Source organism: Paenibacillus sp. (assembly GCF_035645195.1).
In the GTDB taxonomy this organism is placed as follows: domain Bacteria; phylum Bacillota; class Bacilli; order Paenibacillales; family YIM-B00363; genus Paenibacillus_AE.
This window is the reverse complement of record NZ_DASQNA010000016.1, coordinates 1-22,559: the sequence shown is the minus strand read 5'-3', so window position 1 is coordinate 22,559 and position 22,559 is coordinate 1. Positions and strand designations below refer to the sequence as shown.

Here is a 22,559-nt window from a genome sequence, read left to right as displayed (position 1 = left end):
CCGCGCGTATCTTCGGGCTGTCGTTATGATTCGTCCGAGTCGTCGGGGACGCGCCGAGGCCGGCGGTCGCGCTCGATGAAGTCCTGCAGCGTTTGGTCCGCTTTGCTCTGATTGCACAAGGAGCAGGCGCACACGCAGTTGGCCGGGGTCGTATGCCCGCCTTTCGCCCGCGGCAGCAGATGGTCGATCGTATCGCCCGGCTGCCCGCAGAAGTAACAGGTGTAGCGATCCCGCTCCAGGATGTACCGCCGGAACGCCTTATTGCTGTAAATGCGGCGGATCGTATGACGGTTGACGACGACGGCGGCCCGTTCCTTGACGAGCGTCACGGCCGTCTCCAGGTCGGTTTCCTGATACCACCGGCGTCCTTTGTCCGTCTTGCCGCGCATGCCGACGATGCCATGGCGGTTGACGCGGAGCACCGAGGGGTCGGGACCCTCCGGCTTCGGCGGCAAAGGGGGAAGCGGGGGCCGCTTCCAAGGGCGCGGCGCGGCCGCGCGCGCGGGAACCGGCCTCGAGAGCGGCGCCGGAGCGGGAGGAGCGGCGGGCGGGGCGGGCTCCGCGTGCAGCGGGGCTGCGATCGTCTTGCGTTCGCTGCGGCACGTTCGGCACGGACCCCGTCGGGACCGTTTGCCCGCCCGTTTGCCCGTGCGGCGCAGAAACTCGGAAAGAGGTTTGTCCTGCCCGCAGTAATAACATGTTTTCGATTGTCGTTCGGTCTCTGTCGCGTCGCTCATCGTTCCGGATCACACCGCCTGTCGTTGTCGCCTTGTATTCCTATTATAACGCAGTTTCACAAAGTTCCGCAGCGGAACGTACGCCATGGTATACTGTTTCCAAAATCTTCATTCCCAGGGGAGGGGCAGGTCTTGTCCACGTATCTATTCGATCAATTAACGTTCGTCCGCGGCCAGACATTGAAGGCATTGGAAGGAGTGTCGGAAGCGACGGCGAACGTCGTGCCCGAAGGCTTCCGAAATTCGATACTTTGGCACGCCGGTCATATTTATGTGGTGCATGAACGGTTCGCGTTCGTGCTGCAGGGCAAGGAGGCTAAGCTGCCTCCCGCGTACACGGCTTCGTTCGGCATGGGCACCTCGCCGGCATCTTGGACCAAGCGGCCGCCGGCGCTGGCCGAAATTCGGGAAATGCTGCGCGAGCAGCAGGCCAGAGTCGAGCAGACCTGGCAGGGAAAGCTCCAGGAAGGCGCGCCGGAGCCGTATACGACGTCGGCGGGCATGACGCTGGCGACGACGGAGGCGTTCCTCAATTTCACGCTGTATCACGAAGGCATGCATTTCCAAGCGATCAAAATGTATAAAATGCTTCTCTCCTGACGCGGCGGGCCGGCCGCGCAAGCTCCCCGGGGCGGTATCGCCGCTAGGGGGGCTTGTTTTGTTATGTCGAAGGTTTGTTTTGATTATCCGGGGGCACGTTGGGCATATTGGCATATATAGAGCGTTATTGGGCGCCGAATTTTCGGAAAAGGCGGTGATGGCGTGTACGTCGTCGGCTTGTTTGCCTCCGCCATCCTGCTATTCGTGTCCTTCTGGGTGAAGCGCAAGCATCTTCACCCGTTGGCGATCGCGTTCTGCTGGATGACGGCGGTATTCTTGAAGGACACGGTGTTTATGATGGTGCTTTTGAATTTGGAGTGGGCCGACGTGTCCTCCCAGCTGAATAAGATGTTTTTGCGGCTGGTCAACTTTTACATCATCACTCCGGTCATCATCGTGTGGGGAATCGATGCGATGCGCGGAGCGAACCGCATGGCCGCGAAGTGGCTGTATGCGGGCATCGCCGTCGCGCTGTGCATCGCGGTCGACTTCGCTTTGGTGTCCGCGAAAGCGTGGGCGCCGGTGAAAGGGTGGTCCTTAGGCGTGTCGATCCTGGAGACGGGAAGCATATTCCTGATCAGCCTCGCCGCGACATTCGCATTCCAAAGATTGCTTTGGAAGGAGGGCATCGCCTATGATACTCCCATTCCATAATTTCAACGTGAACGACTGGTTCATCCTCGGCTGCATCGTCGTCGGGTATTTTATCGTTTATCGGCTGCGCCGCACGTTCCCGACGTCGTTGACGCTGCTGATCATGCTGTTCAGCTTAAGCCTCGCCAAGGCGGCCGACCATACGCTCGGGATCAAGCCGCTGGATTGGTACGATACGAACGAAATTCCGGTGTTCGACGTCGCCGATCTGCTAACCTGGTTTATTTATCCGGTCGCGGGCTTTATTTTCGTGCACAGCTATCATCGGCTGCGCGTCCAAGGCTTGGAGATTCCGGCGTATATCCTTGCCTCGTCGCTGATCGCGGCGGCTTTCGAGCTGCTGTGCGTCCAAGTCCGAATTTTTACTTACAAAGAGTGGAATTTAGGCTATTCGTTCGTCATCTACTTGGCGGCCCAAACGCTGACGCTCGCCTTTTACCATAAAACGAAACAGTGGTTTTTACGCGGGAAGAGGCGGCGCATCCTCAGTACTACATAGTTTTGCCAAAAAATGTATGTTCCGAAACGGGGAAGCGGGGAAAACAACAAAAAAACGGCCGCGAGCGGCGCCTGATACGGTGCCGGATGCGGCCGTTCGTTGTTACAGCGATTTGCGGTAAATCGCGAGGACGTCTTCCCGCTGCAGCTTCTTGAAATGACCGAACGGGCCGAACGCCATCGCTTTGTCCGCCATTGCGTCCAAATGCTCCTCGCCGATGCCGTAGTCGGCGAGCCGGCTCGGCGCGCCGATGGACGTCCAAAACGCCCGGAGCGCGCGTATGCCGGAGAGGCCGACTTCGCGGTCGTCGCCCGAGGCGGGATCGATGCCGAAGACGTTGACGGCCATTTGCTTAAAGCGCGCCGGGTTTTCGTCGATCACATGCTCCATCCAATTCGGGAACAAGATCGCAAGCCCGCCGCCGTGCGGGATGTCGTAGACGGCGCTGACCGCATGCTCGATATTGTGGGTCGCCCAATCGCCCTGCACGCCCATCGCGAGCGTGCCGTTCAGCGCCATCGTGCCGCAGTACAGAATCGTTTCGCGGTGCTCGTAGGAATGCAAATCCGCAAGCAGCTTCGGCGCCGTCGCGATGACCGTGCGCAGCAGCGTTTCGGCGAACCCGTCCTGAACGGGCGTATTTTCGGTATGGTGCACGTACTGTTCGAGCACGTGGGACATAATGTCGACCATGCCGTAGACGGTTTGGTCGCGCGGCACCGTGAACGTGAACGTCGGGTCGAGAATCGAAAACTTCGGGAACGTATGCGGGCTGCCCCAGCCGATTTTCTCCTTCGTCTCCCAATTGGTGATGACCGAGCCGGCGTTCATTTCGGACCCCGTGGCCGCCAGCGTCAAGACGGTCCCGAACGGCAGCGCGTCGGTCGCCGGCGTTTTCCGGGTAATGACGTCCCAAACATCGCCTTCCATCTTCGCCCCGACCGCGATCGCCTTCGTGCAGTCGATGACGCTGCCGCCGCCGACCGCGAGCAGAAACTCGATGCCTTCGCGCTTGCAGAGGTCGACGCCTTTATGTACGGTCGACAAGCGCGGATTCGGCTCGACCCCGCCGAGCTCGTAGAAGTCCGCCCCCACGGCATATAAATGCTCCGTCACAAGATCGTACAGCCCGTTCGCCTTAATGCTGCCCCCGCCGTACACGAGCAGCACCTTCCGGCCGTACATCGGCACGAGCGTGCGCAGCTCCTGCAGCTTGTCTTTCCCGAACAGCAGATGCGTCGGATTATAGTACCTGAATGGAATCATGTGCGTCCCTCCCGAAAAAGTTGATCATTTACATTATATCGAATACGGACGAAGGTCAGCGAACGCAAATCCCCCCGGGGTCGCCGGGGGCATGTTTCATCGATTGTTCAAGTTGCGAAGCACCTGCGGCATTTTGCTTTTGACGCGATCCGCAGTTTTCTTCCGTTCGCCGGCCGATCTCCGCTCCCCGGACGCATCCGGATTGCCGGATGTGAATCGAGCGGCGTCCATCCCGTCCATAATATTCATCAGGGCACCTCCTCGCCTCGCGGGCCTCAAGTAGTATTCCCGTTCCCGGCGAGCCGTTATCCCGCTGGTGGAGGCACCCGTTTTGAAAACATTGACGTCGTCAAAAACGGCTCGGGAAGGATTAAAAACGCCGGGAATGGACATAGTAAGATCGGTAGACTGAAATGTGGAGGCAAAAAACATGCAAACAGGTACAGTGAAATGGTTTAACGCGGAAAAAGGGTACGGCTTCATCGAAGTGGAAGGCGGGGACGACGTATTCGTGCACTTCAGCGCGATTACGGGCGAAGGGTTCAAGTCTTTGGACGAAGGACAGCGCGTGCAGTTCGAAATCGTTCAAGGCAGCCGCGGCCCGCAGGCTGAAAACGTAGTGAAACTGTAAACAGACACCCGCACCGCTCTCATCTCGATGAGGGCGGTTTTCTTCGTTTCGGGCTTCTCGTTGACCCGTCGGCGCGAGTCCTGTACTCTTGGATTCATTACTCCTCGAGGGGGCTCGGGCTCGTATGACGGCTCAACGGTTTTTCACGCATCCTTACGGGATCGCGGCTTCCGCATCTGCGTGCGCGCTGCTGTGGGGCAGCGCCTTCCCCGCGATCAAGGCGAGCTACGCGGCGTTAGACATCCGTCCGGAGGAGACGTCGGAGCTGCTCTGGTTCGCGGGCATGCGCTTTTTCCTCGCTTCGCTGCTGATTCTCGGCTTTCTGCGCGTTCTGAACGAACCGGTGCGGCTCCGGCGGGCGGCGCTGCTGCCGATGCTGAAGGTGGGTGCGTTCCAAACGTTCCTGCAATACTGCTTGTTTTATTTCGGATTGAGCTTATCCACGGGCTCGCAAGGCGCGGTCATCTCCGGAACGACGTCCTTTTTCCAAATGTTGTTCGCCCATATGCTGTACAAGGACGACAAGCTGTCGGCGCGGAAAATCGCCGGGCTGTTCATCGGCTTCGCCGGCGTGGCGGCGGTCAACATTACGGAAGGCGCGTCGCTGTTTCGGTTCGGCGTCGGCGAGGCGTGCTTGCTGGCCGCCATGGCTGCGGCGGGCATCGGCAACGTGTTCGCGAAGGAGGAGTCCGCCTCCATTCCCGTCGCGTACTTGACCGGCTATCAGATGCTGTTCGGCGCCGTCGGCTTGATGATCGCGGGGACGGCGTTCGGCGGCGTCCGAACGTTCCACTTCGTCCCCGCCACGGCGGGGCTGCTCGCCTACCTTGCGGTGCTGTCGGCCGCGGGGTTCGTGCTGTGGAATACGATCATGAAATACAACCGCGTCGGCAACGTATCGATGTATTTGTTCCTCATTCCCGTCTTCGGCGTGGCGCTGAGCTCGATGCTGCTGAACGAGCCGTTCCACCTGTTCGTCCTGCTGGGCCTGCTGCTCGTCGCGGCCGGCATCGTCATCGTGCACCGCAAGCGGCCGGCGGAGGAGCCTAAGGTCGGGCATACCGGGTAAGTTCCGGGCGCGTTCGTGCCGGCTGCGGCGCATGGCTTCGCGAGATCGTGGCATATTACCAAAGAGGAACTTATGCCGCGAACGCGAAAGGAGACAAGCTCATGCATCGCAGAACGTTAGTCGCCGCCGCCCTGCTGCTCGCCGCTGCGGCGCTGTTCGGCTCTAGCGCGGCGCAGGCCGCCGACACGCCGTTTCATTTCGGATTCAAGAAGAGCAAGAACGGGGCTCCCGCCTCGATCGCTCAAGAGCCCTTCCGCGCGGTCGTCGAAAAACACGGAGCGCTGTTTCACGGGGATGTCACCCGCAAAGCGCTGTATTTGACGTTCGACAACGGGTACGAGAACGGCTTTACGCCGAAAATTTTGGACGTACTGAAGGAAAAACGGGTGCCCGCCGCGTTCTTCGTGACGGGGCAGTACGTAAGAGAGCAGCCGGAGCTGCTGCGCCGCATGGCCGACGAAGGGCACATCATCGGCAACCATTCCTGGAGCCATCCGGATTTGACGACGGTGCCGGACGACGCGCTCGCGCAGGAGCTCGCGAAAGTGGAGGCGGGGGTAGCCGCCGTCACGAAGCAGAAGGAGATGCGCTTCATGCGGCCGCCGCGCGGCATCTTCAGCGACCGCACGCTGGCGCTGTCCCGCAAGCTCGGGTATGTGAACGTGTTTTGGTCGCTCGCTTACGTCGATTGGGATACGAAACGGCAGCGGGGCGCGGACTACGCGTTCCAACAAGTGACGGCGCAGCTGCATCCGGGCGCGATTTTGCTGCTGCATTCGGTCTCGAAGGACAACGCCGACGCGCTCGGCCGGATCATCGATTACGCCAGGGCGCAGGGGTATGAATTTTACGGGCTGGATTCGTTGGAGAAGCCGCCGGGCACGTGACTTTCGGCATAGGGCCTTCCGCGCCGCGGAAGGCTTTTTTGCGCTCGTTCGGCAAGGGAACGCTAGTTGCGGAGCCGCAATCCTGCTAGAATGAAAGACAGCATAGCGTCTACTTAATGAAGAAGCGGGTCCTGACGAATGAGTCGTAAAAATGCATGGATCATCGCGGCGTTTACCCTATTGATGATTGCTCGGGCTTGGAGCTTGTATATCGCCGATGCGCCTTCCCTGAAGGCGGACGACGGCGTGCTTGATTTAAGGGATTGGGACTTGGGGGAGGACGGGATCGTTCGCCTGGACGGCGAATGGAACTTTTATCCTCATTCGTACGTCAATCCTTTAGGTCCATATGACCAGTCAGAACCGATCGCGATGCAGGTGCCCGGGGGGTGGGATCGGGCGATCTCCCCAGGCGGGGCGTCGACGTTCGGGTTCGGCACGTATCAGCTGCGCGTGCTGCTGTCCGAAGAGGACGCCGGGCGGGCCGCGCTCGCGATTCGGTCGTCCAACGTGCGCTCCGCGCATCGGCTGTTCGTATCGGGCGAACCGGTCGGCGGGAGCGGCTCGCCGGGCGTGTCGCGCGAGACGACGGCGCCGCAAAATACGCCGTATGTCGCGGAGGTGCCCGTGCGCGGCGCCGAGCTGTGGATTACGGTGCATGTCGCGAACTTCCACTACGGCTTCCAAGGCGGCATTTTCGACACGTTCCATCTCGGCACGCTGCAGAGCATCGTCCAGGAAGCGCAAGCCGAGAAAATGGTGGAGTACGCCATCGACACCGCTTTCTTGGTGTTCGGGGTGCTGTTCGCCGCGATGTACGCGATGCGCCGGCAAAATCCGGAGCTGCTCTGGTTCGGGGGCTTCTTCGTATCGTACGTCACGTTCGCGCTGACGCACGGAGAGAAGCTGCTTTTCGTTTGGTGGCCGTCGCTTCCGTACGAATGGCAAAGCAAATTGCAGTTTTTGTCCGCCGTTTTGATTTACATCTCGATGCTGCTGTTCGTCAGGCATTTGTTCCCGAAATATTATGCGCCTTGGGTCGTGCGGACGATTTTGACCGTGCTATCCGCCCTGTCGATCCTCTGTTTGTTCTCGGAAGTCTATGAATTTACGAGGCTCGAGCTCGTCATCATCATGTTTTTGGGACTGTTTTCTTTATATATTTTAGGCTGGCTGCTGGCCGGCATCATCTCGCTCAAGCAGGAGTCCGTGTATGCGCTCATCGGGGCGTTGTGTTTGTTCTACGAGCACTTGTTCGTCGGATTGACCTTCGTCGGCCTGCAGCCCTCGAACGTATTCTTCCCGTTCGAAATGCTCGTCTTCGTCGTCTCGATGGGCGTGCTTCTGGCGCAGCGGTTTTTCGACAACTTGAAGCAGGTCGAGGAGGCGTCGCGGCGGCTCGAACGGGCGGATCGCATGAAGACGGAATTTTTGGCGAACACGTCCCACGAGCTTCGCACGCCGCTGCACGGCATGATCAATATGGCGCAGGTGACGCTCGACGAAGGGGTCGCCGAAGAGCGCCAGGCCGAACGGCTTCGGCTCATCGTTTCAACCGGACGCCATCTGTCCCATTTGCTCGAGGATATCTTGGATTTGTCCCGCTTGAACGAGGGCACGCTGCAGGCCGACTTGAAGGCGGTCGATCTGCGCACGGCCGTGGACGGCGTATGGGAGCTGCTGCCTTACGTGACGGAGCATACGGCGGTAAAGCTCGAGAACCGGGTCGGGGAGCGGCTGCCGCGGGTATGGGCGGACGATCAGCGCGTCATGCAAATTTTGTTCAATCTCATCCACAACGCGATGAAACACGCGAACGCCTCGACGGTCGTCGTGGAAGCCGAAGATTTGGGGACTTCGGTCCGCGTGTCGGTCACCGACGACGGGAGAGGGATTCCGCCGGAAAAGCTAGAGGTGATCTTCGAGGAATTCCGGCAAGGCTACGCGGAAGGCGAGGCCGCGCCGAAGGGGGCCGGGCTCGGCCTCGCGATTACGAAGAAGCTGGTTCGCCTGCAGGGCGGGGAGATCGAGGTCGAATCCGTCCCGGGGGAACGGACGCAATTCCGGTTCACGCTGCCGACCGCGCCCGCGCAGGCGACGGACGAAGCCGCGGCGGGGGACGCCGGGGCCGCCCAAGCGGCGGAGCCGAGCTGGGCGCGGCGTCAGGAGTCGGAAGATCCGGCCGTCGCCGAGAAGACGTACCGGCAGGAGGTCGCGGACGCGCCTCGCATCCTGCTCGTCGAAGACGATCCGGTCAGCCTCAAGGTCGTGTACGAGCTGCTCCGCAGCGAGCGGTACAGCGTCGAGGCGGTTTCCGACGGCCTCGAGGCGATGCGAGCGCTCACGGGCTCGCGGCGGTGGGATGCGGTCATCTTGGACGTCTCGCTGCCGGGGAAAACCGGCTACGAGCTGTGCCGGTTCATTCGGAGGCGCTTTTCGTTCCACGAGCTGCCGGTGCTGTTCCTGACCGCCCGCAGCCAGCCGGCCGACCTGATGGCGGGCTTCGAAGCGGGAGCGAACGATTACGTCCTGAAGCCGGTCGATTCGACGGAGCTGAAGGCGCGCGTGCGGACGCTGCTGCAGCTGAAGCAATCGGTGCGCGAGAAGCTGCATATGGAAATGGCGCTCATCCAAGCGCAAATCAAGCCGCACTTCTTGTTCAACGCGCTGAATACGATCGCGAGCCTAAGCGAGACGGATCCCGACCGAATGCGCGAGGTGCTGACCGATTTCGGGGTGTACCTGAAAAACAGCTTCGACCTGCGCAACCTGAACGACGTCGTGCCGTTCGCGATGGAATGGACGCTCGTTGAATCGTACTTGTCCGTGGAGCGTGCCCGGTTCGGCGACCGCATGCGCATCGAAACGCGCGTGCCCGAATTCGCCTCGTTCCAGCTGCCGCCGCTGTCGATCCAGCCGATCGTCGAGAACGCGCTGCGGCACGGCATTCTGAAGCGCCCCGAAGGGGGCCGCGTCGCGATCGCGGTGGAGCCGATCGACGGAGCGATTCGCGTTTCCGTCGAGGACGACGGGATCGGCTTCGCGCTGGGCACGGCGGAGGCGATCGTATCCGGGCGCCATACGGGCGGAATCGGACTCACGAACATTCATCGAAGGTTAATGCATTTGTACGGGCAAGGACTCGTGATCGAGTCCGCGCACGGCCGGGGATCCGTCGTCCGATTCGACATTCCGACTGCAGAGGGGGGCGAAGCATGAGAGCGATCGTGGTGGACGACGAACCGTTGTCGCTCGCCGGCATGGAGCGCATGCTCCGTCGGCAGAACGTCGAGGTGATCGGCGCTTTCCCGGATCCGTTGGCGGCGATTCGGGAAGCGGGGCGGCTTTCGCCCGACGCCGCGTTCATCGATATCGAAATGCCCGGCATGAACGGGCTGGCGGCCGCGGAGCGGCTGATGGAGGCGGTGCCGGAGCTCCAGGTCGTCTTCGTGACGGCGTACGACCAATACGCCGTCGACGCGTTCGAACTGAACGCGGCAGACTATTTGTTGAAGCCGGTGCAGACGAGGCGGCTCGAAACGACGCTGGCGCGGCTGCGGTCCCGCATGAAGCGGGCCGTCCCCGTCCCGCCACCGGCGCCGGCCGCGAACGTCTCGGCGCTGTATTGTTTCTCGCGCCTAGGCGTCGCTTCGGAGGACGGGCGCGTCGCGGAAATTCCGTGGCGCACGACGAAGGCGAAGGAAGTGTTCGCCTACCTGCTGCATTTGCGCGACCGGACGGTGTCCAAGGACGCGCTGCTCGATTTGATGTGGCCCGACATGGATCTCGCGAAGGCGCATACGCACTTGCATACGACGGTGTATCAAATTCGCCAAACCGTGAAAACGCTGGACCTGCCGATCAAGCTCAGCTTCATGGACGGCGGCTACCGCCTCGAGCTGAACGGCGTCGCAGTCGACGTCGACGTCTGGGAGCGCCAAACAGCCAAGCTGCAGAGCGGCGCCGCGGTGCATGCGGGCGAGGCGGAGGCGTGGGCCGCTATGTATCGCGGCGATTATTACGAGCATGAGGGCTATTGGTGGGCGGAGCAGGAGCGGGAACGGCTGCGCATCAAGTGGCTGGAGTGCGCGCTGCGGATCGCGGAGGAGCTCGGCGGACGGGCGTGGAACAGCATCGCGTTCTCGCTGCTTACCGACATCTCGGCGCGCTTCCCGTCCGTACAGGAAAGCTACTTCCTCCTGATGCGGATGTACCTGCGGCAGGGCCAGACGCAGGAAGTGCGGAAGACGTACGAGCAGTTGAAGGAGGCGCTCCGGGACGAGGCCGGAGAGGAACCGGACAAGCAGATCACCGCTTGGTACGAAGCCCATCTCGGGAAGGGATAATCAGAACGACCGTGTCGAACGCGGTCGTTTTTTGCTGTTCAGTTTTTGTTCAGCGCGGAGAGGTACAATTGGGAAAAATAAACATTACCTGCGGCCTCAAGGGAGTGATGAGGAATGGCGACGATTCTGGTCGTTGACGATGCCGCCTTTATGCGATTGATGTTGAAGGATATGCTGGAAAGAGCCGGGCATATGGTCGTGTCGGAAGCGGCCAACGGACTGGAGGCGGTCGATAAATATCGCGCCCATCGTCCCGACCTCGTCATCATGGATCTCAACATGCCGGAGCTCGGCGGGATCGAGGCGTTGGAGCAAATCGTGCGCTACGACGCGAAAGCGAAGATCATCATGTGCTCGGCGCTCGGGCACAAACATTTGATCGTCAGCGCGGTGCGCCGCGGGGCGAAGGATTACGTGCTGAAGCCGTTCCAGAGCGAGCGCGTGCTGGGCGCGATTTCCCGCGTGCTGAATCCATCGATATCCTTGGCCGAATAAGGCTGCAGAAGACCGGAGGCCCCCTTAGGGGAGTGCCTGCCGTTTTTTTTTAGGCGAGAAGCATCAGAAAGACGTCCGGATTCGGGCGTCTTTTTTGCTGCGCCGAACGGAAACAACCGGTCGGTGGTCGGTGGTCATGCGGGGAGACTTCGGTTTTAATATAAGGAAAACGGGGCCGGCGGCGCCGGCCAAGGATGCGAGGGTGCGAATGGCGACGGTGCTGTATATCGAGGATGACAAAGAAATCGGCGGTTGGGTGAAGGATCATTTGGAACGGGCTGGGTATCGGGTCGACTGGCTGCCGTCCGGCGAGCGCGCCGCGGAACGGGTGAAGGACAGCGACATCGTCGTCCTGGACGTCATGCTGCCCGGATTGGACGGGTTTACAGTCGGGCGGCGGCTGAAGGCGGAAGCGCCGAGCGTGCCGATTTTGATGCTGTCCGCCCGCACGGACGTGGAGGATAAGCTGACCGGACTGCAATTCGCAGACGATTACGTGACGAAGCCGTTTCATCCGGACGAGTTGACGGCGCGCATCGAGGTGCTGCTGCGCCGTTCCGATTCGCCGTCGCGCAGCGAGCTCCGCGTCGGGCATTTGCGCATTCGGCCGCAGGACAACGCAGTAACGGATACGCGTACGGGAGAGGACATCGTGCTGACGGGAAAGCAGTATCACATCTTCATGTATTTGCTCAAGCACGCGAACCGCATTTTGACGAAGGAGCAAATATACGAAGCGGTCTGGGGCGAGCCGTACCTCGAAGGCGATAAAACGGTGCATGTCCACATCCGTTATTTGCGGGAGAAGATCGAGCTCGATCCGAGCGCGCCGACGATCGTGGAGACGATACGCGGGATCGGCTATCGGGTGAAGCTGTGAAGCGAGGGCTGAAACGTAGGAAATCGCTCCTGTGGAGATACTTGCTGTTGATGGCGCTGGCTATCGTGTTGCTCCCGGTTTCGTTCATTGTCATGACGATGCTGTTGTATGAGCCGGTTCGCACGTACGTACCCGACGGCAACGGGGGGAGGCTGACGGAGGCCGATTTGGAGCGGCTGTGGCACGAGGAGGCGTCCACGCTGGCGGGCGCGCCGCCGGGTCGCGTCGAGAGAAGGCTCGCCGCGTGGAAGGAGAGCTATCCCGAGGCGTCGGTCGTGTGGGTGGACGCCTCCGGGCGGACGCGGCTGCAGCTCCCGGGCGAAACGCCGTTCCCCGACCGGTGGACGCTGCCGGAGACGATCCGGTTCATGAAGGAGGGCTACGACAGCGATCCGTTCACGGTCGTGGCGCTGCTCGGCGAAGAAGGGGAAGGCGGCTTTCTGGCGATTCAACTGCCTCGAAGCCTGTTTTCGAAGGTGAAGTACGGAGCTGCGGAATACGCGGCGATCGTCGGGGTGCTCCTGGTCTTGGCGCTGTTCATGGCGCTGTCCGCCTTCTTCTTCTTTTTGGTGCGGCGGCGGCTGCTGCGGCTGCGGGACGCGATGACGTCGCCGGCGGAGGACGGGCTGCCCCGGCCCGTAGCGGCGAGGCGGCCGGACGAGATCGGTCTGCTGGAGGAGGCGTTCAACGAGATGCTGGCCGAGCTGAAGCGGAGCCGAGCGCGCGAACGGGAAGAGGAGTCGCTGCGGCGGCGGCTGATCGCGAATTTGTCGCATGATTTGCGCACGCCGCTGACGGCGATCCGCGGTCATGCCCATCGTCTCGGCCAAGAGGCGGACGGCGCCGAAAGCCGCGAATCGGCGGCGCTCATCGACCGCAAAATCGGGCAAATGGATCGGCTCATCGACAATTTGCTGTCGTATACGCTGCTGTCCGCCGGCAAATATCCGTACCGTCCGCAGCCGACGGACGTCGTCCGGCTTGCCCGGATGTCCGTGGCCGGCTGGTATCCCGTCTTCGAGCGGGAAGGATTCGAGGTCGACGTCGATCTGCCCGACCGCCCCGTGCTTTGGGAGATCGATCCGGCTTGGCTGGAACGCGTGATTGACAACGTCTTTCAGAACGTGCTGCGGCATGCGAGCGACGGGAAATACGTCGGCCTCCGGCTGCGGGTCGAGTCGAACGACGCGGCGGCGCTCTCGATCGAGGATCGGGGGCCGGGCATGACGGGCGATTCTCCGGGCAAAGGGGCGGGCATCGGACTGTCGATCGCGGAGATGATGCTTCGCGAAATGCGCCTGCAGTGGTCGGTCGACACGGGACCCGGCGGCACAACCGCGATCATCCGGGCCGCAGCGACGGTTTAACCGAAATTTAACCTCCGTTCGCAACGGTCTTTAACCTCGGCGCGATAAGATGCATACCGAGGTGAAGGACATGAAGGAATGGATTATCGAAACGAACGCGCTGACGAAACGAATCGGGAAACGCACGGTCGTGGACGGCGTCGGGCTGCGCGTCCCGCAAGGGTCGATTTACGGCTTCCTCGGCCCGAACGGGGCGGGCAAGACGACGACGATTCGCATGCTGCTCGGCCTGGCCCGGCCCACCTCCGGCGGGGTGAGGCTGTTCGGGCGGGACATGCAGCGGGAGCGCCTAGCCGTATTGAAACGGGTAGGGTCGTTAGTCGAATACCCGTCCTATTACGGACATCTGACCGCTTACGAAAATTTAGAGGCGCTCCGCCGCCTGCTGGGCGCGCCGCAATCGGCGATCGACGAAGCGCTGCGCACAGTGCGGCTGGACCGCGAAGCGCATCGCCCGGTGAAAGGCTTCTCTCTCGGCATGAAGCAGCGGCTCGGCATCGCCGCAGCGCTGCTTGGGAGCCCGGAACTGCTCGTGCTCGACGAGCCGACGAACGGCTTGGATCCGGCGGGCATTTTGGAAATCCGGGAGCTGATTCGCCGCATGCCGCAAGAGCGGGGCATCACGATCTTGATCTCCAGTCATTTGCTGTCGGAGATCGAGCAGACGGCGACGGAGGTCGGCATTATCGCCGGCGGCCGGCTCATCTATCAAGATGCGATCGAGGCGCTGCGCCGCCGGGCACGAATCGACATTCGGCTGCGCGTGAACGATCCCGCGGCGGCGGCGGAGCTGCTCCAGGAAGACGGAATCGGCGCGGCGCCGATCGAGCGGGGCGTCTCGTTCCAGCCGGCATCGGACGCCGCCGTCGCGGGAGCCGTGCGCCGGCTCGTCGAGGGCGGCATAGACGTCTACCGGGTCGAGGAAGCGAAGGCGTCGCTCGAAGAGTTGTTCCTCGAGCTGACCGGCGGGGAGGCGAGCTTATGAGCGGCTGGCTGCGGGTTTTGGCCGCCGAACGGCTGAAGCTGCGCCGCACGTTCGCCGTCGGGCTCGCCGCGCTTGGTCCGACCGGCGTGATCGCGCTGCAAGCGGTGCATTTCGGCATTCGTTACGAGTATTTGATGGACCTGTACGCATCCGACTTGTGGGGCGGGCTGCTGTGGAACGTCACGTGGCTCGCCGTGCCGACCTTGATGGTCGGCATCGCGATCGTCGCTTCGCTCGCGGCCGGGTACGAGCACGCGACGAACGCGTGGAAGCAGACGCTGGCGCTGCCGGTCTCCCGGACCGCGGTTTACACGGCGAAACTGGCCGTCCTGGTGATGCTCCTGACCGGCTCGTGCGCGCTGCTGGCGATCGGGACGGTCGGGTTGGGCTGGGCGCTGGGCTTCGGCGCCGCCGTACCCATCACGGACGTGCTTGGCGCGTCGTTCGTGCCGCTGGCGGCGGCGCTGCCCTTCGCCGCGCTGCAGACGTGGCTGTCCATCGCGCTCAAGCACCAAGCCGCCCCGCTCACCGTCGGCATTCTCGGCACGGTCGTCTCGATGTTCGCGCCGATGCTCGCCGACTGGGCGCCGTGGACCTGGCCGTACGCCTGGTTCGAGGGCGTTCCGGCGGCGACGGCGGCGGCGGCGGGGGCCGCAACGGGCGCGGCGCTGTGGGCGGCGGGTGCGCTTCACTTCAAGCGGAAGGACGTGTCGTGACATGCTGAGAAGCGTACGGTCGGAACTGTTGAAGCTGCGCCGCTCCCCGCTCTGGGCGCCGGCGCTCGTCAGTCCGGCGCTCACGACGCTCGTTTGCCTCGCGGACGCGGGCGAAGGCAGAGGGGACCCGTGGACGGGGGCGCTGGGCAGCGCAGCGTTGCTGCACGGGCTTTTATTCCTTCCGCTGCTCGCGGGCGTATTCGCCGCGCTCGTGTGCCGCTTCGAGCACGCCGGCGGCGGATGGAAACAAATCCTCGCGATGCCGGTGCGCCCGGGCGACGTGTTCCTCGCGAAATTCGGCGTCGTCGCGGGGCTGCTCGCGTTCGTGCAGCTGCTCGTGTTCGGCGGGGTGCTGCTCGCCGGACTGCTGCGCGGATTCCCCGCGCCGGCCCCGTGGGAGCTGCTGCTCCGCTGCGCCGTCGGCGGCTGGGTCGCCAGCCTGCCGCTCGCCGCCCTGCAGCTCGGGGCGTCCGCCGCTTGGTCCGGCTTCGCCGGCCCGATGGCGGCGAACGTCATCCTGACGCTGCCGAACATGCTGATCGCCAATTCGGAACGGTACGGGCCGTATTACCCGTGGGCGCAGCCGGCGCTGGCCATGATCCCGCGGGAGGCGCTCAGCTTCGGGGCGTTCAACGTGCCTCTCGATTCGCTGCTGCTCGTCGTCGCCGGCTCGTTCGTTTTGTTTTTCGCGGGAAGCTTCGCGTATTTCGTCCGCAAGGAAGTGTGACGCGCGCCGATTTTTATTTTGCTTCGATTTTATGGTACGATTTAGGGATTAACGAAGCAGAAACGGTAGCGCAAAGGATGGGATGATAGTGGCAGAACGCGTCGAAGAATCCTCCAACTTCATCAAGACGATTATCGTCGAAGATCTGAAGGCGGGCCGAACGAAGGAAATCGTCACGAGGTTTCCGCCGGAGCCGAACGGGTATCTCCATATCGGCCACGCGCGGTCGATCGTGCTGAACTTCGGCATCGCCGACGAATTCGGCGGGCGCACGAACTTGAGGTTCGACGACACGAACCCGCTGAAGGAAGACACCGAGTACGTCGAGGCGATCAAGGAAGACGTGAAATGGCTCGGCTACGATTGGGACGGTCTGTTCTTCGCCTCCGACTACTTCGAGGAAATGTACGAACGGGCGGTGCTGCTGATCAAAAAAGGGCTCGCGTTCGTGGACGACAGTTCGGCGGACGAAATTCGGGAAATGCGGGGCACGCTTACCGAGCCGGGGCGCGAAAGCCCGTACCGGAACCGGTCGGTCGAGGAAAACCTCGATTTGTTCGCGCGCATGCGCGCCGGGGAATTCGGCAACGGCGAGAAGGTGCTGCGCGCCAAAATCGATATGGCTTCGCCGAATATCAACCTGCGCGACCCGGTCATTTATCGGATCGCTCACGCGCATCACCATAACACGGGCGACCAATGGTGCATTTACCCGATGTACGCCTACGCGCATCCGCTCGAAGACGCGATCGAAGGCGTCACGCACTCGCTCTGCACGCTCGAGTTCGAAGACCAGCGGCCGTTCTACGACTGGGTCATCCGCGAATGCGAAATGCCGCACGTGTCTCGGCAGTACGAATTCGGCCGGCTCAATTTGACGAACGCGGTCATGAGCAAGCGGAAACTGAAGCTGCTCGTCGACGAGAAATTCGTCGACGGGTGGGACGATCCGCGCATGCCGACGATTTCGGGCTTCCGCCGCCGCGGCTTCACGCCGAAGTCGATTCGCGACTTCATCCTGGCGACGGGCATCTCCCGCAGCAGCGGGGCGGTCGACGCGCGCATGCTCGATCATTACATCCGCGAAGACTTGAAGCTGACGGCGCCGCGCACGATGGCGGTGCTCGACCCGCTTAAGGTCGTCATCACGAACTACCCCGAAGGGCAGGTCGAGATGCTGGAGGCGGAGAACAATCCGGAAAACCCGGAGATGGGCGTTCGGCACATTCCGTTCTCGCGCGAAATTTACATCGAGCGCGACGACTTCATGGAAAATCCGCCGCCGAAATATCACCGGCTGTTCCCGGGCAACGAGGTGCGCCTGAAACACGCGTACTTCATCAAATGCGAAGAGGTCGTCAAGGACGAAGCGGGCAACGTCGTCGAGCTGCGCTGCACGTACGACCCTGAGACGAAGAGCGGCAGCGGCTTTACCGGCCGGAAGGTGAAAGGGACGATCCACTGGGTCGAGGCGACGCGCGCGGTGCCGGCGGAATTCCGCTTGTACGAGCCGCTGATTCTCGAGGACGAAGCCGACGACGCCGGGGACGCGGCGGAGCCGGAAGCGGAAGGGGAGCGGCTCGCCGGCGCGGCGGGCGCGGACAAGTCGTTCCTTCAGCGCATCAACCCGAATTCGCTTGCGGTCATGAACGGCTTCGTCGAGCCGGACATGAAGGACGTCGCCGTCCACAGCAAGTTCCAATTTTTCCGGCACGGCTACTTCAACGTCGATCCGAAGGTGTCCGAACCGGGGCGCCCGGTGTTCAACCGAATCGTATCGCTGAAGAGCTCGTTCGAAGTGTAACGCCGACCGGAACGGTGGCGACGACAGAAAGGCTCAACCCTTCGGGGTTGAGCCTTTCGTTGTTTCGGTATCGGTATCGCTTAGCCCGACGTCAGCTTAAGCCCGATCAGTCCGGCGACGATCAAAGCCAAGAAGAACAGCCGAGGCGCGCTGACGGGTTCGTGCAGGAACAGCATGCCGAAGATCGCGGCGCCTACGGCGCCGATGCCGGTCCACACGGCGTACGCGGTGCCGATCGGCAGCGTTTTGGTCGCGAGCGCGAGCAAGTAGAAGCTGGCCGCCATGAACGCGAACGTGAGCAGCGACGGACCGAGGCGGGTGAAGCCGTGGGAAGCCTTCAACGTCAGCGCCCATACGACCTCGAGCACGCCCGCGGCGGCGAGGTACAGCCAAGCCAAAAGCATCTTCCTCCTTCCAGAATGCGGATGGCGGATGTTCCGGGGCGGCGCACGGCAAAGAGCCCGGAACATCGCAATGGATCTCCCGGGCTTTTCTCCCTCCGTGTACGCGGCGTCGCCGCGCGTTTCCTCTCGGACCGTACCGAACCGCGGACAGCGATTCGAGGAACCCTAGGAAACCGACAGGTACCATCATACCACGAGCCCGGCGTTCCCGAAAGAGCCTCGCCTGTCCGGAAAGCGGAACCCGCGGCGGCGCAGGCTCGTATACATCCATGGAAACCAACGGAGGTGCGCTTCATGAAATCGTTCCATACGGACGTTCGCGTATCCGAGCTGCTGAGCGACATCGCCGCCGATACGCCGCCGGAAGGGTTGGAAATCAACGAACTGCTGGACCGCATCGGGAAGGAAGGGATGCTGGCCGCGGTCATGATGCTGACCGTGCCGTTCCTGCTGCCCGTATCGATTCCGGGGACGAGCACGCCCTTCGGCGTGCTGATCGTCTTGATCTGCCTCAGCATGATCACGGGGCTGCCGCTGCGCCTTCCGCGAAGGCTCGGCCGCATTCGCGTCAAACAAACGCACATGCGCCTGATCGCGGACAAAGCCGCGGCGCTGCTGCGGCGCGTCGACGGGTGGTCGAAGCCGCGGCTGTTCGCCTTGACCGCCGCGCCGCCGCTGCGTGCGGCGCACGCCGTCGGCATCATCGCCAGCTCCATCGGCATGATGCTGCCGCTGCCGCTGCCGCTCTCCAATGCCATCCCGGCGTATGCGATCGTCTTCCTGTCGCTCGGGCTGCTGCGTCGGGACGGCTTGCTGATCGCCTTGGGCTACGGGCTGTTCGCCGCGACGTGCGCGTACTTCTTCGCGGTATACGCGCTCGGCGCCGCGGGAATAAGAACCTTGTGGGGCGGCTGACCGGCTGCGACCGGGCCGGCCTGGCGGCCGGCCGTCGCTTCGCTTATGCTTAAGCGTCCAACGCCGCCCGGATGTCCGCTTCCAAGCTTTCCGGCGTGTCCGTAGACGCGTACCGGCGCACGACTTCGCCTTTGCGATCGACCAGGAATTTGGTGAAGTTCCATTTGATCGCTTGCGTGCCGAGCACGCCGGGCGCTTCCTTCTTCAGGTACTGGAACAGCGGATGCGCGTGGTCGCCGTTCACGTCGACCTTCGCGAACATCGGGAACGTTACGCCGTAATTCGTTTCGCAGAACGACGCGATCTGCTCCTCGCCCCCGGGCTCTTGGCCGCCGAATTGGTTGCACGGGAAGCCGAGCACCTCGAGGCCTTGCTCCCGGTATTTCTCGTAAAGCTCCTGAAGCCCTTTGTACTGCGGCGTGAACCCGCATTCGCTGGCGGTGTTGACGATGAGCAGCACGTTCCCTTCGTACCGCGACAGCGGCACGTTCTCGCCGCGAATCGAGACGGCGCTGTAGTCGTAAACGGACATGTTCCTCTTCCTTTCCCCCGTTCGTACGGGACTGCGTTGCTTCCAACGTACCAAAGACGCCCAGCGTACGCAACCGGACGAGCCATGGATTCGTATAGTACTTTAAAACCTAAGGAGGGCTCGGCGATGTTGAAAAAATTGCTTAAGATGCTGCTATCGTCCTCGCATAAGAAGCATTACGGGCCGCATTACGGCGGCGGGTACAAAAAGTTCAGCAGCAGCGATCATTTCCATAAACCGAAATACGGCGCGCCGCCGCACAACCAGCACGGCCACGGATACTACAAGAAGAAGGGCTACTCCAGCTTCAGCAGCTAATCGCCGCGCCGCTCGGCGCATGCGCGCAGCGCCGCATCGACGTCCTCGGCCGCCTCTCGAGCCGATCCATAAGGCTGTTCCGCCATCAGCAACCGGCGGAGCAGCCTTTTCGTTGCCGGGGCGAGCGACGTTAGCTCTTCCTCCCAGCTGCGCTCCTCCGCCGCGTCGTCTTCCGGGTAGGCGCTGTACAGCAAGAAAAGCAGCAAATGCCCGAGCGCGTAAAAGTCGCTCGTCACGTCGATCCGCCGGCGCAACAGCTTCTCCGGCGGATCGCCCGGCTCGACGTCGTCCGGCGTCCCGTCCGCCGGCCGGCCGCGCAGCTCCCGTGCGAGCCCGAAATCGATCAAGCGGAGCCGGTCGCCGTCCGCGACGACGTTGGCGATGCGGATGTCCCGATGCACGATGCCCGCTTCGTGCACGTCCCGCACGATGTCGAGCAGGCGCCGCAGCAGCGCGAGCGCCTCTTCCTCCTTATAGACGCGATCCTCTTCGAACAGCAGTTGCTCCAGGCTCCGGCCCGGGGCGTATTCCATCGCGAACAAGTAAGCGCCGCGCTGCTCGAACTTCTCGAGCAGGCGGGGAATCGCCGGGTGGCGGAGCCGCTCGAGCATCGCGGTTTCGATGCCGTGCGCCGCCTCGGCCTTCGCCCGGCCGCCGCCGCGGAGCGGCCGGACGTGCTTGACGACGCACGGCGTTCCGCCCGCTTGCCGGTCGCGGCACAAATACGCGAGCCCGTAGCTGCCTTCGCCGAGCGGCCGCACGATTTCGTACCGGCCGTTCAGCACTGCGCCGGGGGTGAACCGAGCCGACGCGCGCCGGCGTCTCCATTCGTTCCATAAGCGCCGCCAAGCGGCGAACCAAGCCGTCACCAGCGATCGCTCCTTTCCCCCTCAGTGTAACCAACGGAGGACGGAATCGCCAGCGCCGGCGGCAAAGCAAAAAGAGCATCGGCGAGGATGCTCTTTCGTCTTGAAGATGTTGAGCTTATTGAAGCGATTGAAGGTTTTCCTGCTCCTCCCGGAGCTCGCTCTGCGCGAGCTGGACGGCTTGCGGCTTGCTTTCGCCTTCCATCTGGGCGACGGAGCGCTCCGCTTTCTCGAGCGAGTTTTCCGCCTGCTGGATCATTTGCGCGTCCGGGTGCGATTGCGCCATCGCTACGGAGTTGTGCAGATGGTCGAGAGATTGCTGCGCCTGCGCGTTCGGGTTTTGCGGCTGCATGCTGTTGCCTTGGTTTTTCACGATGTAGGCCTCCTTGGGGTGGGAAAATTTCCTCTTTTACTATGTGTAAAAGGCGCCCATTTATGCAGGGGACAGGCGGGGGAACGGACCGAAACGGCGGCCCGTCCCCCGAATGCTGTGGCAAATTCGCCGCCGCCCGCCCTTGGCCGGGAGCGCGGCGCATAGGAGGTCAGACATCATGAACGAACCGAATCGCACGCCGAAACCGTCGGATGATCGCATGTACTATATGGACCCGTACGGCGGGGGCTTCCCGCCGAGAGGGGATTTGCACGCTCGGCCGAAGCCGTGGTACAACCAGCGCTGGGTAATCGCGCTGCTGCTGCTCGTCGGCACGGCCGCGGTCGTCATCGCGCTCCTGCTCGCGTTCGCCGGGCTGTCTCAGGAAGTCGCCGGCGTCAGCGCATCGATCGATGCGCAGACCGAAGCGATCGAAGAGCAGACGGGCGCGCTCGTCGGTCTGCGCCAGTCGGTCGCCGAGCTGGCGGCGGCCGTGGGGAGCGGATTCGACCGGTTGGTCGACGCCGTCCGCGACGCCGCTTCGCGGATGGGCGGCTCGGGCGGGTAAGTTTCACGAGCATAAAAAAACGACGGAGCGCCGGGCTCCGTCGTTTTGCATTATTTGCGGCCGCGCAGGGCGCGCAGCGCCGCGGCGAAATCGTCCGGCAGCGGCGCCCGGACGCTCATCCGGTCGCCGGTCCACGGGTGGTGCCAAACGAGCTGCTCGCCGTGCAGCGCCTGGCGCTGCATGAGCGGACGATGGCCGCCGTACAAGCCGTCGCCGGCGATCGGGTGCCCGAGGTGCGCGAGATGCACCCGGATTTGATGCGTGCGGCCGGTCTCGAGCCGCAGCCGCACGAGCGTGTGATCGGCGAACCGCTCGATCACCTCGTACCGCGTGACCGCCGATTCGCCGGTCTCGCTGACCCGACGCCGCGTGGAATGGTGGCGGTCTTGTCCGATGGGCGCGTCGATGACGCCCTTCGCGTCCTTGAAGACGCCCTCGGCCAGGGCGGTATAGATCCGTTCGATGCGCTTCTCGCGCATCGCGGCGTCGAAGACGTAGTGCGCGAGCTCGTTCTTCGCGTACAGCACCGGGCCGGTCGTATCCTTGTCGAGCCGGTGAATATGGCGAACCCGGCACTTCTGGTTCGTCATGTCGTAATACGCGGCGACTTTATGCGCGAGCGTGCCGCGTTGTCCCTTGACGCTCGGATGGACCTCCATGCCGTCGGGCTTGTTCACGACGAGGCAGTAGTCGTCCTCGTACAAGACGTTGAGCTCCATCCATTCCGGCTCGAACTCCGGGCGCTCTTCTGGGAACAGCTTCAGCCGGAGCAGCTTGCCCTGCCGCTGCACGCCGTTCACCGAGATGAGCCGCCCGGCGACCTTGCCGGGAATCGGCAGCAGCTGCATGAGCCCGTTCAGCGGCACGGCCGCCAGCGTCTCCGGCAGCTTCAGCTCGAGCCATTCGCCCTTGCGCTTGGC

General features: G+C 62.7%; 26 protein-coding genes and 1 riboswitch. Of the genes, 18 read left to right on the top strand and 8 right to left on the bottom strand.

The window, feature by feature from the left end; genetic code table 11:
* Nucleotides 1-23: 23 nt before the first annotated feature.
* A complete protein-coding gene (locus tag VE009_RS07630) occupies nucleotides 24-737 on the bottom strand; it encodes an HNH endonuclease (RefSeq protein WP_325006792.1) in 714 nt (237 codons plus the stop codon).
* Nucleotides 738-869: 132 nt separating this feature from the next.
* Between VE009_RS07630 and VE009_RS07625 the strand changes: the two genes are divergently transcribed.
* From VE009_RS07625 to VE009_RS07615, 3 genes are all read left to right on the top strand, one after another.
* The gene (locus VE009_RS07625; RefSeq protein WP_325006791.1) at nucleotides 870-1,337 is read left to right on the top strand and encodes a DinB family protein; all 468 of its coding nucleotides are present in this window, start codon (nucleotides 870-872) and stop codon (nucleotides 1,335-1,337) included.
* 162 nt (nucleotides 1,338-1,499) lie between these two features.
* Nucleotides 1,500-1,991: a hypothetical protein gene (locus tag VE009_RS07620; RefSeq protein ID WP_325006790.1), complete on the top strand. Its 492-nt coding sequence runs from the start codon at nucleotides 1,500-1,502 to the stop codon at nucleotides 1,989-1,991.
* Nucleotides 1,972-2,490, top strand: a complete 519-nt coding sequence (locus tag VE009_RS07615) for a hypothetical protein (protein WP_325006789.1) — start codon at nucleotides 1,972-1,974, stop codon at nucleotides 2,488-2,490. The genes VE009_RS07620 and VE009_RS07615 overlap by 20 nt, the downstream gene beginning before the upstream one ends.
* 102 nt (nucleotides 2,491-2,592) lie before the next feature.
* Here the strand turns inward: VE009_RS07615 and VE009_RS07610 are convergent, their stop codons facing one another.
* Both VE009_RS07610 and VE009_RS07605 read right to left on the bottom strand, forming a co-directional pair.
* Nucleotides 2,593-3,756 carry an iron-containing alcohol dehydrogenase gene (locus VE009_RS07610; RefSeq protein ID WP_325006788.1) on the bottom strand — a complete coding sequence of 388 codons (1,164 nt, stop codon included), beginning with the start codon at nucleotides 3,754-3,756 and terminating at the stop codon, nucleotides 2,593-2,595.
* Nucleotides 3,757-3,852: 96 nt separating this feature from the next.
* Entirely contained in the window at nucleotides 3,853-4,005 is a 153-nt protein-coding gene (locus tag VE009_RS07605; RefSeq protein WP_325006787.1) for a hypothetical protein, read from the bottom strand.
* Nucleotides 4,006-4,186: 181 nt separating this feature from the next.
* On the opposite strand from VE009_RS07605, the gene VE009_RS07600 reads away from it, so the two are divergent.
* The 12 genes from VE009_RS07600 (at nucleotide 4,187) to VE009_RS07545 (ending at nucleotide 17,663) form a co-directional block, all read left to right on the top strand.
* Nucleotides 4,187-4,387, top strand: coding sequence for a cold-shock protein (locus tag VE009_RS07600; protein ID WP_325006786.1), 201 nt, complete (start codon nucleotides 4,187-4,189; stop codon nucleotides 4,385-4,387).
* 124 nt (nucleotides 4,388-4,511) lie between these two features.
* Nucleotides 4,512-5,456 carry a DMT family transporter gene (locus VE009_RS07595; protein ID WP_325006785.1) on the top strand — a complete coding sequence of 315 codons (945 nt, stop codon included), beginning with the start codon at nucleotides 4,512-4,514 and terminating at the stop codon, nucleotides 5,454-5,456.
* 101 nt (nucleotides 5,457-5,557) lie between these two features.
* Nucleotides 5,558-6,343 carry a delta-lactam-biosynthetic de-N-acetylase gene (gene pdaA, locus VE009_RS07590; protein ID WP_325006784.1) on the top strand — a complete coding sequence of 262 codons (786 nt, stop codon included), beginning with the start codon at nucleotides 5,558-5,560 and terminating at the stop codon, nucleotides 6,341-6,343.
* A 138-nt stretch (nucleotides 6,344-6,481) separates the two neighbouring features.
* On the top strand, nucleotides 6,482-9,562 hold the full coding sequence (locus tag VE009_RS07585) for an ATP-binding protein (RefSeq protein ID WP_325006783.1): 3,081 nt from the start codon (nucleotides 6,482-6,484) through the stop codon (nucleotides 9,560-9,562).
* Complete coding sequence (locus tag VE009_RS07580; protein WP_325006782.1) at nucleotides 9,559-10,689, top strand: response regulator; 1,131 nt, start codon at nucleotides 9,559-9,561, stop codon at nucleotides 10,687-10,689. The genes VE009_RS07585 and VE009_RS07580 overlap by 4 nt, the downstream gene beginning before the upstream one ends.
* Nucleotides 10,690-10,803: 114 nt before the next feature.
* Entirely contained in the window at nucleotides 10,804-11,184 is a 381-nt protein-coding gene (locus VE009_RS07575) for a response regulator (RefSeq protein WP_325006781.1), read from the top strand.
* A gap of 208 nt (nucleotides 11,185-11,392) precedes the next feature.
* Complete coding sequence (locus tag VE009_RS07570; protein WP_325006780.1) at nucleotides 11,393-12,064, top strand: response regulator transcription factor; 672 nt, start codon at nucleotides 11,393-11,395, stop codon at nucleotides 12,062-12,064.
* A 50-nt stretch (nucleotides 12,065-12,114) separates the two neighbouring features.
* Entirely contained in the window at nucleotides 12,115-13,431 is a 1,317-nt protein-coding gene (locus tag VE009_RS07565; RefSeq protein ID WP_325006779.1) for a HAMP domain-containing sensor histidine kinase, read from the top strand.
* Between the two features lie 70 nt (nucleotides 13,432-13,501).
* Nucleotides 13,502-14,416 (top strand): ATP-binding cassette domain-containing protein, encoded by a 915-nt coding sequence (locus VE009_RS07560; RefSeq protein WP_325006778.1) that lies wholly within the window; start codon nucleotides 13,502-13,504, stop codon nucleotides 14,414-14,416.
* Nucleotides 14,413-15,132 carry an ABC transporter permease gene (locus VE009_RS07555; protein ID WP_325006777.1) on the top strand — a complete coding sequence of 240 codons (720 nt, stop codon included), beginning with the start codon at nucleotides 14,413-14,415 and terminating at the stop codon, nucleotides 15,130-15,132. The genes VE009_RS07560 and VE009_RS07555 overlap by 4 nt, the downstream gene beginning before the upstream one ends.
* A gap of 1 nt (nucleotide 15,133) precedes the next feature.
* Nucleotides 15,134-15,859: an ABC transporter permease gene (locus tag VE009_RS07550; RefSeq protein WP_325006776.1), complete on the top strand. Its 726-nt coding sequence runs from the start codon at nucleotides 15,134-15,136 to the stop codon at nucleotides 15,857-15,859.
* 88 nt (nucleotides 15,860-15,947) lie between these two features.
* Complete coding sequence (locus VE009_RS07545) at nucleotides 15,948-17,663, top strand: glutamine--tRNA ligase/YqeY domain fusion protein (protein ID WP_325006775.1); 1,716 nt, start codon at nucleotides 15,948-15,950, stop codon at nucleotides 17,661-17,663.
* A gap of 80 nt (nucleotides 17,664-17,743) precedes the next feature.
* Here VE009_RS07545 and sugE read toward each other — a convergent pair whose 3' ends face one another.
* On the bottom strand, nucleotides 17,744-18,061 hold the full coding sequence (sugE, locus tag VE009_RS07540) for a quaternary ammonium compound efflux SMR transporter SugE (protein WP_325006774.1): 318 nt from the start codon (nucleotides 18,059-18,061) through the stop codon (nucleotides 17,744-17,746).
* A gap of 80 nt (nucleotides 18,062-18,141) precedes the next feature.
* Nucleotides 18,142-18,247, bottom strand: a riboswitch (guanidine-I (ykkC/yxkD leader).
* 114 nt (nucleotides 18,248-18,361) lie between these two features.
* Between sugE and VE009_RS07535 the strand changes: the two genes are divergently transcribed.
* Nucleotides 18,362-18,982 carry an exopolysaccharide biosynthesis protein gene (locus VE009_RS07535; protein WP_325006773.1) on the top strand — a complete coding sequence of 207 codons (621 nt, stop codon included), beginning with the start codon at nucleotides 18,362-18,364 and terminating at the stop codon, nucleotides 18,980-18,982.
* 49 nt (nucleotides 18,983-19,031) lie between these two features.
* Here the strand turns inward: VE009_RS07535 and VE009_RS07530 are convergent, their stop codons facing one another.
* On the bottom strand, nucleotides 19,032-19,514 hold the full coding sequence (locus VE009_RS07530; RefSeq protein WP_325006772.1) for a glutathione peroxidase: 483 nt from the start codon (nucleotides 19,512-19,514) through the stop codon (nucleotides 19,032-19,034).
* Nucleotides 19,515-19,640: 126 nt separating this feature from the next.
* Here VE009_RS07530 and VE009_RS07525 point away from each other — a divergent pair, with 126 nt between their 5' ends.
* Entirely contained in the window at nucleotides 19,641-19,832 is a 192-nt protein-coding gene (locus VE009_RS07525; protein WP_325006771.1) for a hypothetical protein, read from the top strand.
* Here the strand turns inward: VE009_RS07525 and VE009_RS07520 are convergent.
* A complete protein-coding gene (locus VE009_RS07520) occupies nucleotides 19,829-20,701 on the bottom strand; it encodes a protein kinase domain-containing protein (protein WP_325006770.1) in 873 nt (290 codons plus the stop codon). The two genes, VE009_RS07525 and VE009_RS07520, sit on opposite strands and share 4 nt — an antisense overlap.
* A gap of 115 nt (nucleotides 20,702-20,816) precedes the next feature.
* Nucleotides 20,817-21,071 (bottom strand): hypothetical protein, encoded by a 255-nt coding sequence (locus VE009_RS07515; protein ID WP_325006769.1) that lies wholly within the window; start codon nucleotides 21,069-21,071, stop codon nucleotides 20,817-20,819.
* Between the two features lie 178 nt (nucleotides 21,072-21,249).
* Here VE009_RS07515 and VE009_RS07510 point away from each other — a divergent pair, with 178 nt between their 5' ends.
* The gene (locus tag VE009_RS07510; protein ID WP_325006768.1) at nucleotides 21,250-21,639 is read left to right on the top strand and encodes a hypothetical protein; all 390 of its coding nucleotides are present in this window, start codon (nucleotides 21,250-21,252) and stop codon (nucleotides 21,637-21,639) included.
* Nucleotides 21,640-21,689: 50 nt separating this feature from the next.
* Here VE009_RS07510 and VE009_RS07505 read toward each other — a convergent pair.
* Nucleotides 21,690-22,559 (bottom strand): RluA family pseudouridine synthase (locus VE009_RS07505; protein ID WP_325006767.1); only part of this gene is annotated, 870 nt, incomplete at its 5' end.

Coding starts and splice junctions, on each gene's coding strand:
- pdaA (WP_325006784.1), top strand. CDS start 5,558: ATGCATCGCAGAACGTTAGTCGCCGCCGCCCTGCTGCTCGCCGCTGCG.
- VE009_RS07630 (WP_325006792.1), bottom strand. CDS start 737: ATGAGCGACGCGACAGAGACCGAACGACAATCGAAAACATGTTATTAC.
- VE009_RS07530 (WP_325006772.1), bottom strand. CDS start 19,514: ATGTCCGTTTACGACTACAGCGCCGTCTCGATTCGCGGCGAGAACGTG.
- VE009_RS07535 (WP_325006773.1), top strand. CDS start 18,362: ATGAAATCGTTCCATACGGACGTTCGCGTATCCGAGCTGCTGAGCGAC.
- VE009_RS07510 (WP_325006768.1), top strand. CDS start 21,250: ATGAACGAACCGAATCGCACGCCGAAACCGTCGGATGATCGCATGTAC.
- VE009_RS07595 (WP_325006785.1), top strand. CDS start 4,512: ATGACGGCTCAACGGTTTTTCACGCATCCTTACGGGATCGCGGCTTCC.
- VE009_RS07550 (WP_325006776.1), top strand. CDS start 15,134: ATGCTGAGAAGCGTACGGTCGGAACTGTTGAAGCTGCGCCGCTCCCCG.
- VE009_RS07555 (WP_325006777.1), top strand. CDS start 14,413: ATGAGCGGCTGGCTGCGGGTTTTGGCCGCCGAACGGCTGAAGCTGCGC.
- VE009_RS07605 (WP_325006787.1), bottom strand. CDS start 4,005: ATGAATATTATGGACGGGATGGACGCCGCTCGATTCACATCCGGCAAT.
- VE009_RS07580 (WP_325006782.1), top strand. CDS start 9,559: ATGAGAGCGATCGTGGTGGACGACGAACCGTTGTCGCTCGCCGGCATG.
- VE009_RS07600 (WP_325006786.1), top strand. CDS start 4,187: ATGCAAACAGGTACAGTGAAATGGTTTAACGCGGAAAAAGGGTACGGC.
- VE009_RS07575 (WP_325006781.1), top strand. CDS start 10,804: ATGGCGACGATTCTGGTCGTTGACGATGCCGCCTTTATGCGATTGATG.
- VE009_RS07615 (WP_325006789.1), top strand. CDS start 1,972: ATGATACTCCCATTCCATAATTTCAACGTGAACGACTGGTTCATCCTC.
- VE009_RS07525 (WP_325006771.1), top strand. CDS start 19,641: ATGTTGAAAAAATTGCTTAAGATGCTGCTATCGTCCTCGCATAAGAAG.
- VE009_RS07610 (WP_325006788.1), bottom strand. CDS start 3,756: ATGATTCCATTCAGGTACTATAATCCGACGCATCTGCTGTTCGGGAAA.
- VE009_RS07585 (WP_325006783.1), top strand. CDS start 6,482: ATGAGTCGTAAAAATGCATGGATCATCGCGGCGTTTACCCTATTGATG.
- VE009_RS07560 (WP_325006778.1), top strand. CDS start 13,502: ATGAAGGAATGGATTATCGAAACGAACGCGCTGACGAAACGAATCGGG.
- VE009_RS07570 (WP_325006780.1), top strand. CDS start 11,393: ATGGCGACGGTGCTGTATATCGAGGATGACAAAGAAATCGGCGGTTGG.
- VE009_RS07565 (WP_325006779.1), top strand. CDS start 12,115: ATGGCGCTGGCTATCGTGTTGCTCCCGGTTTCGTTCATTGTCATGACG.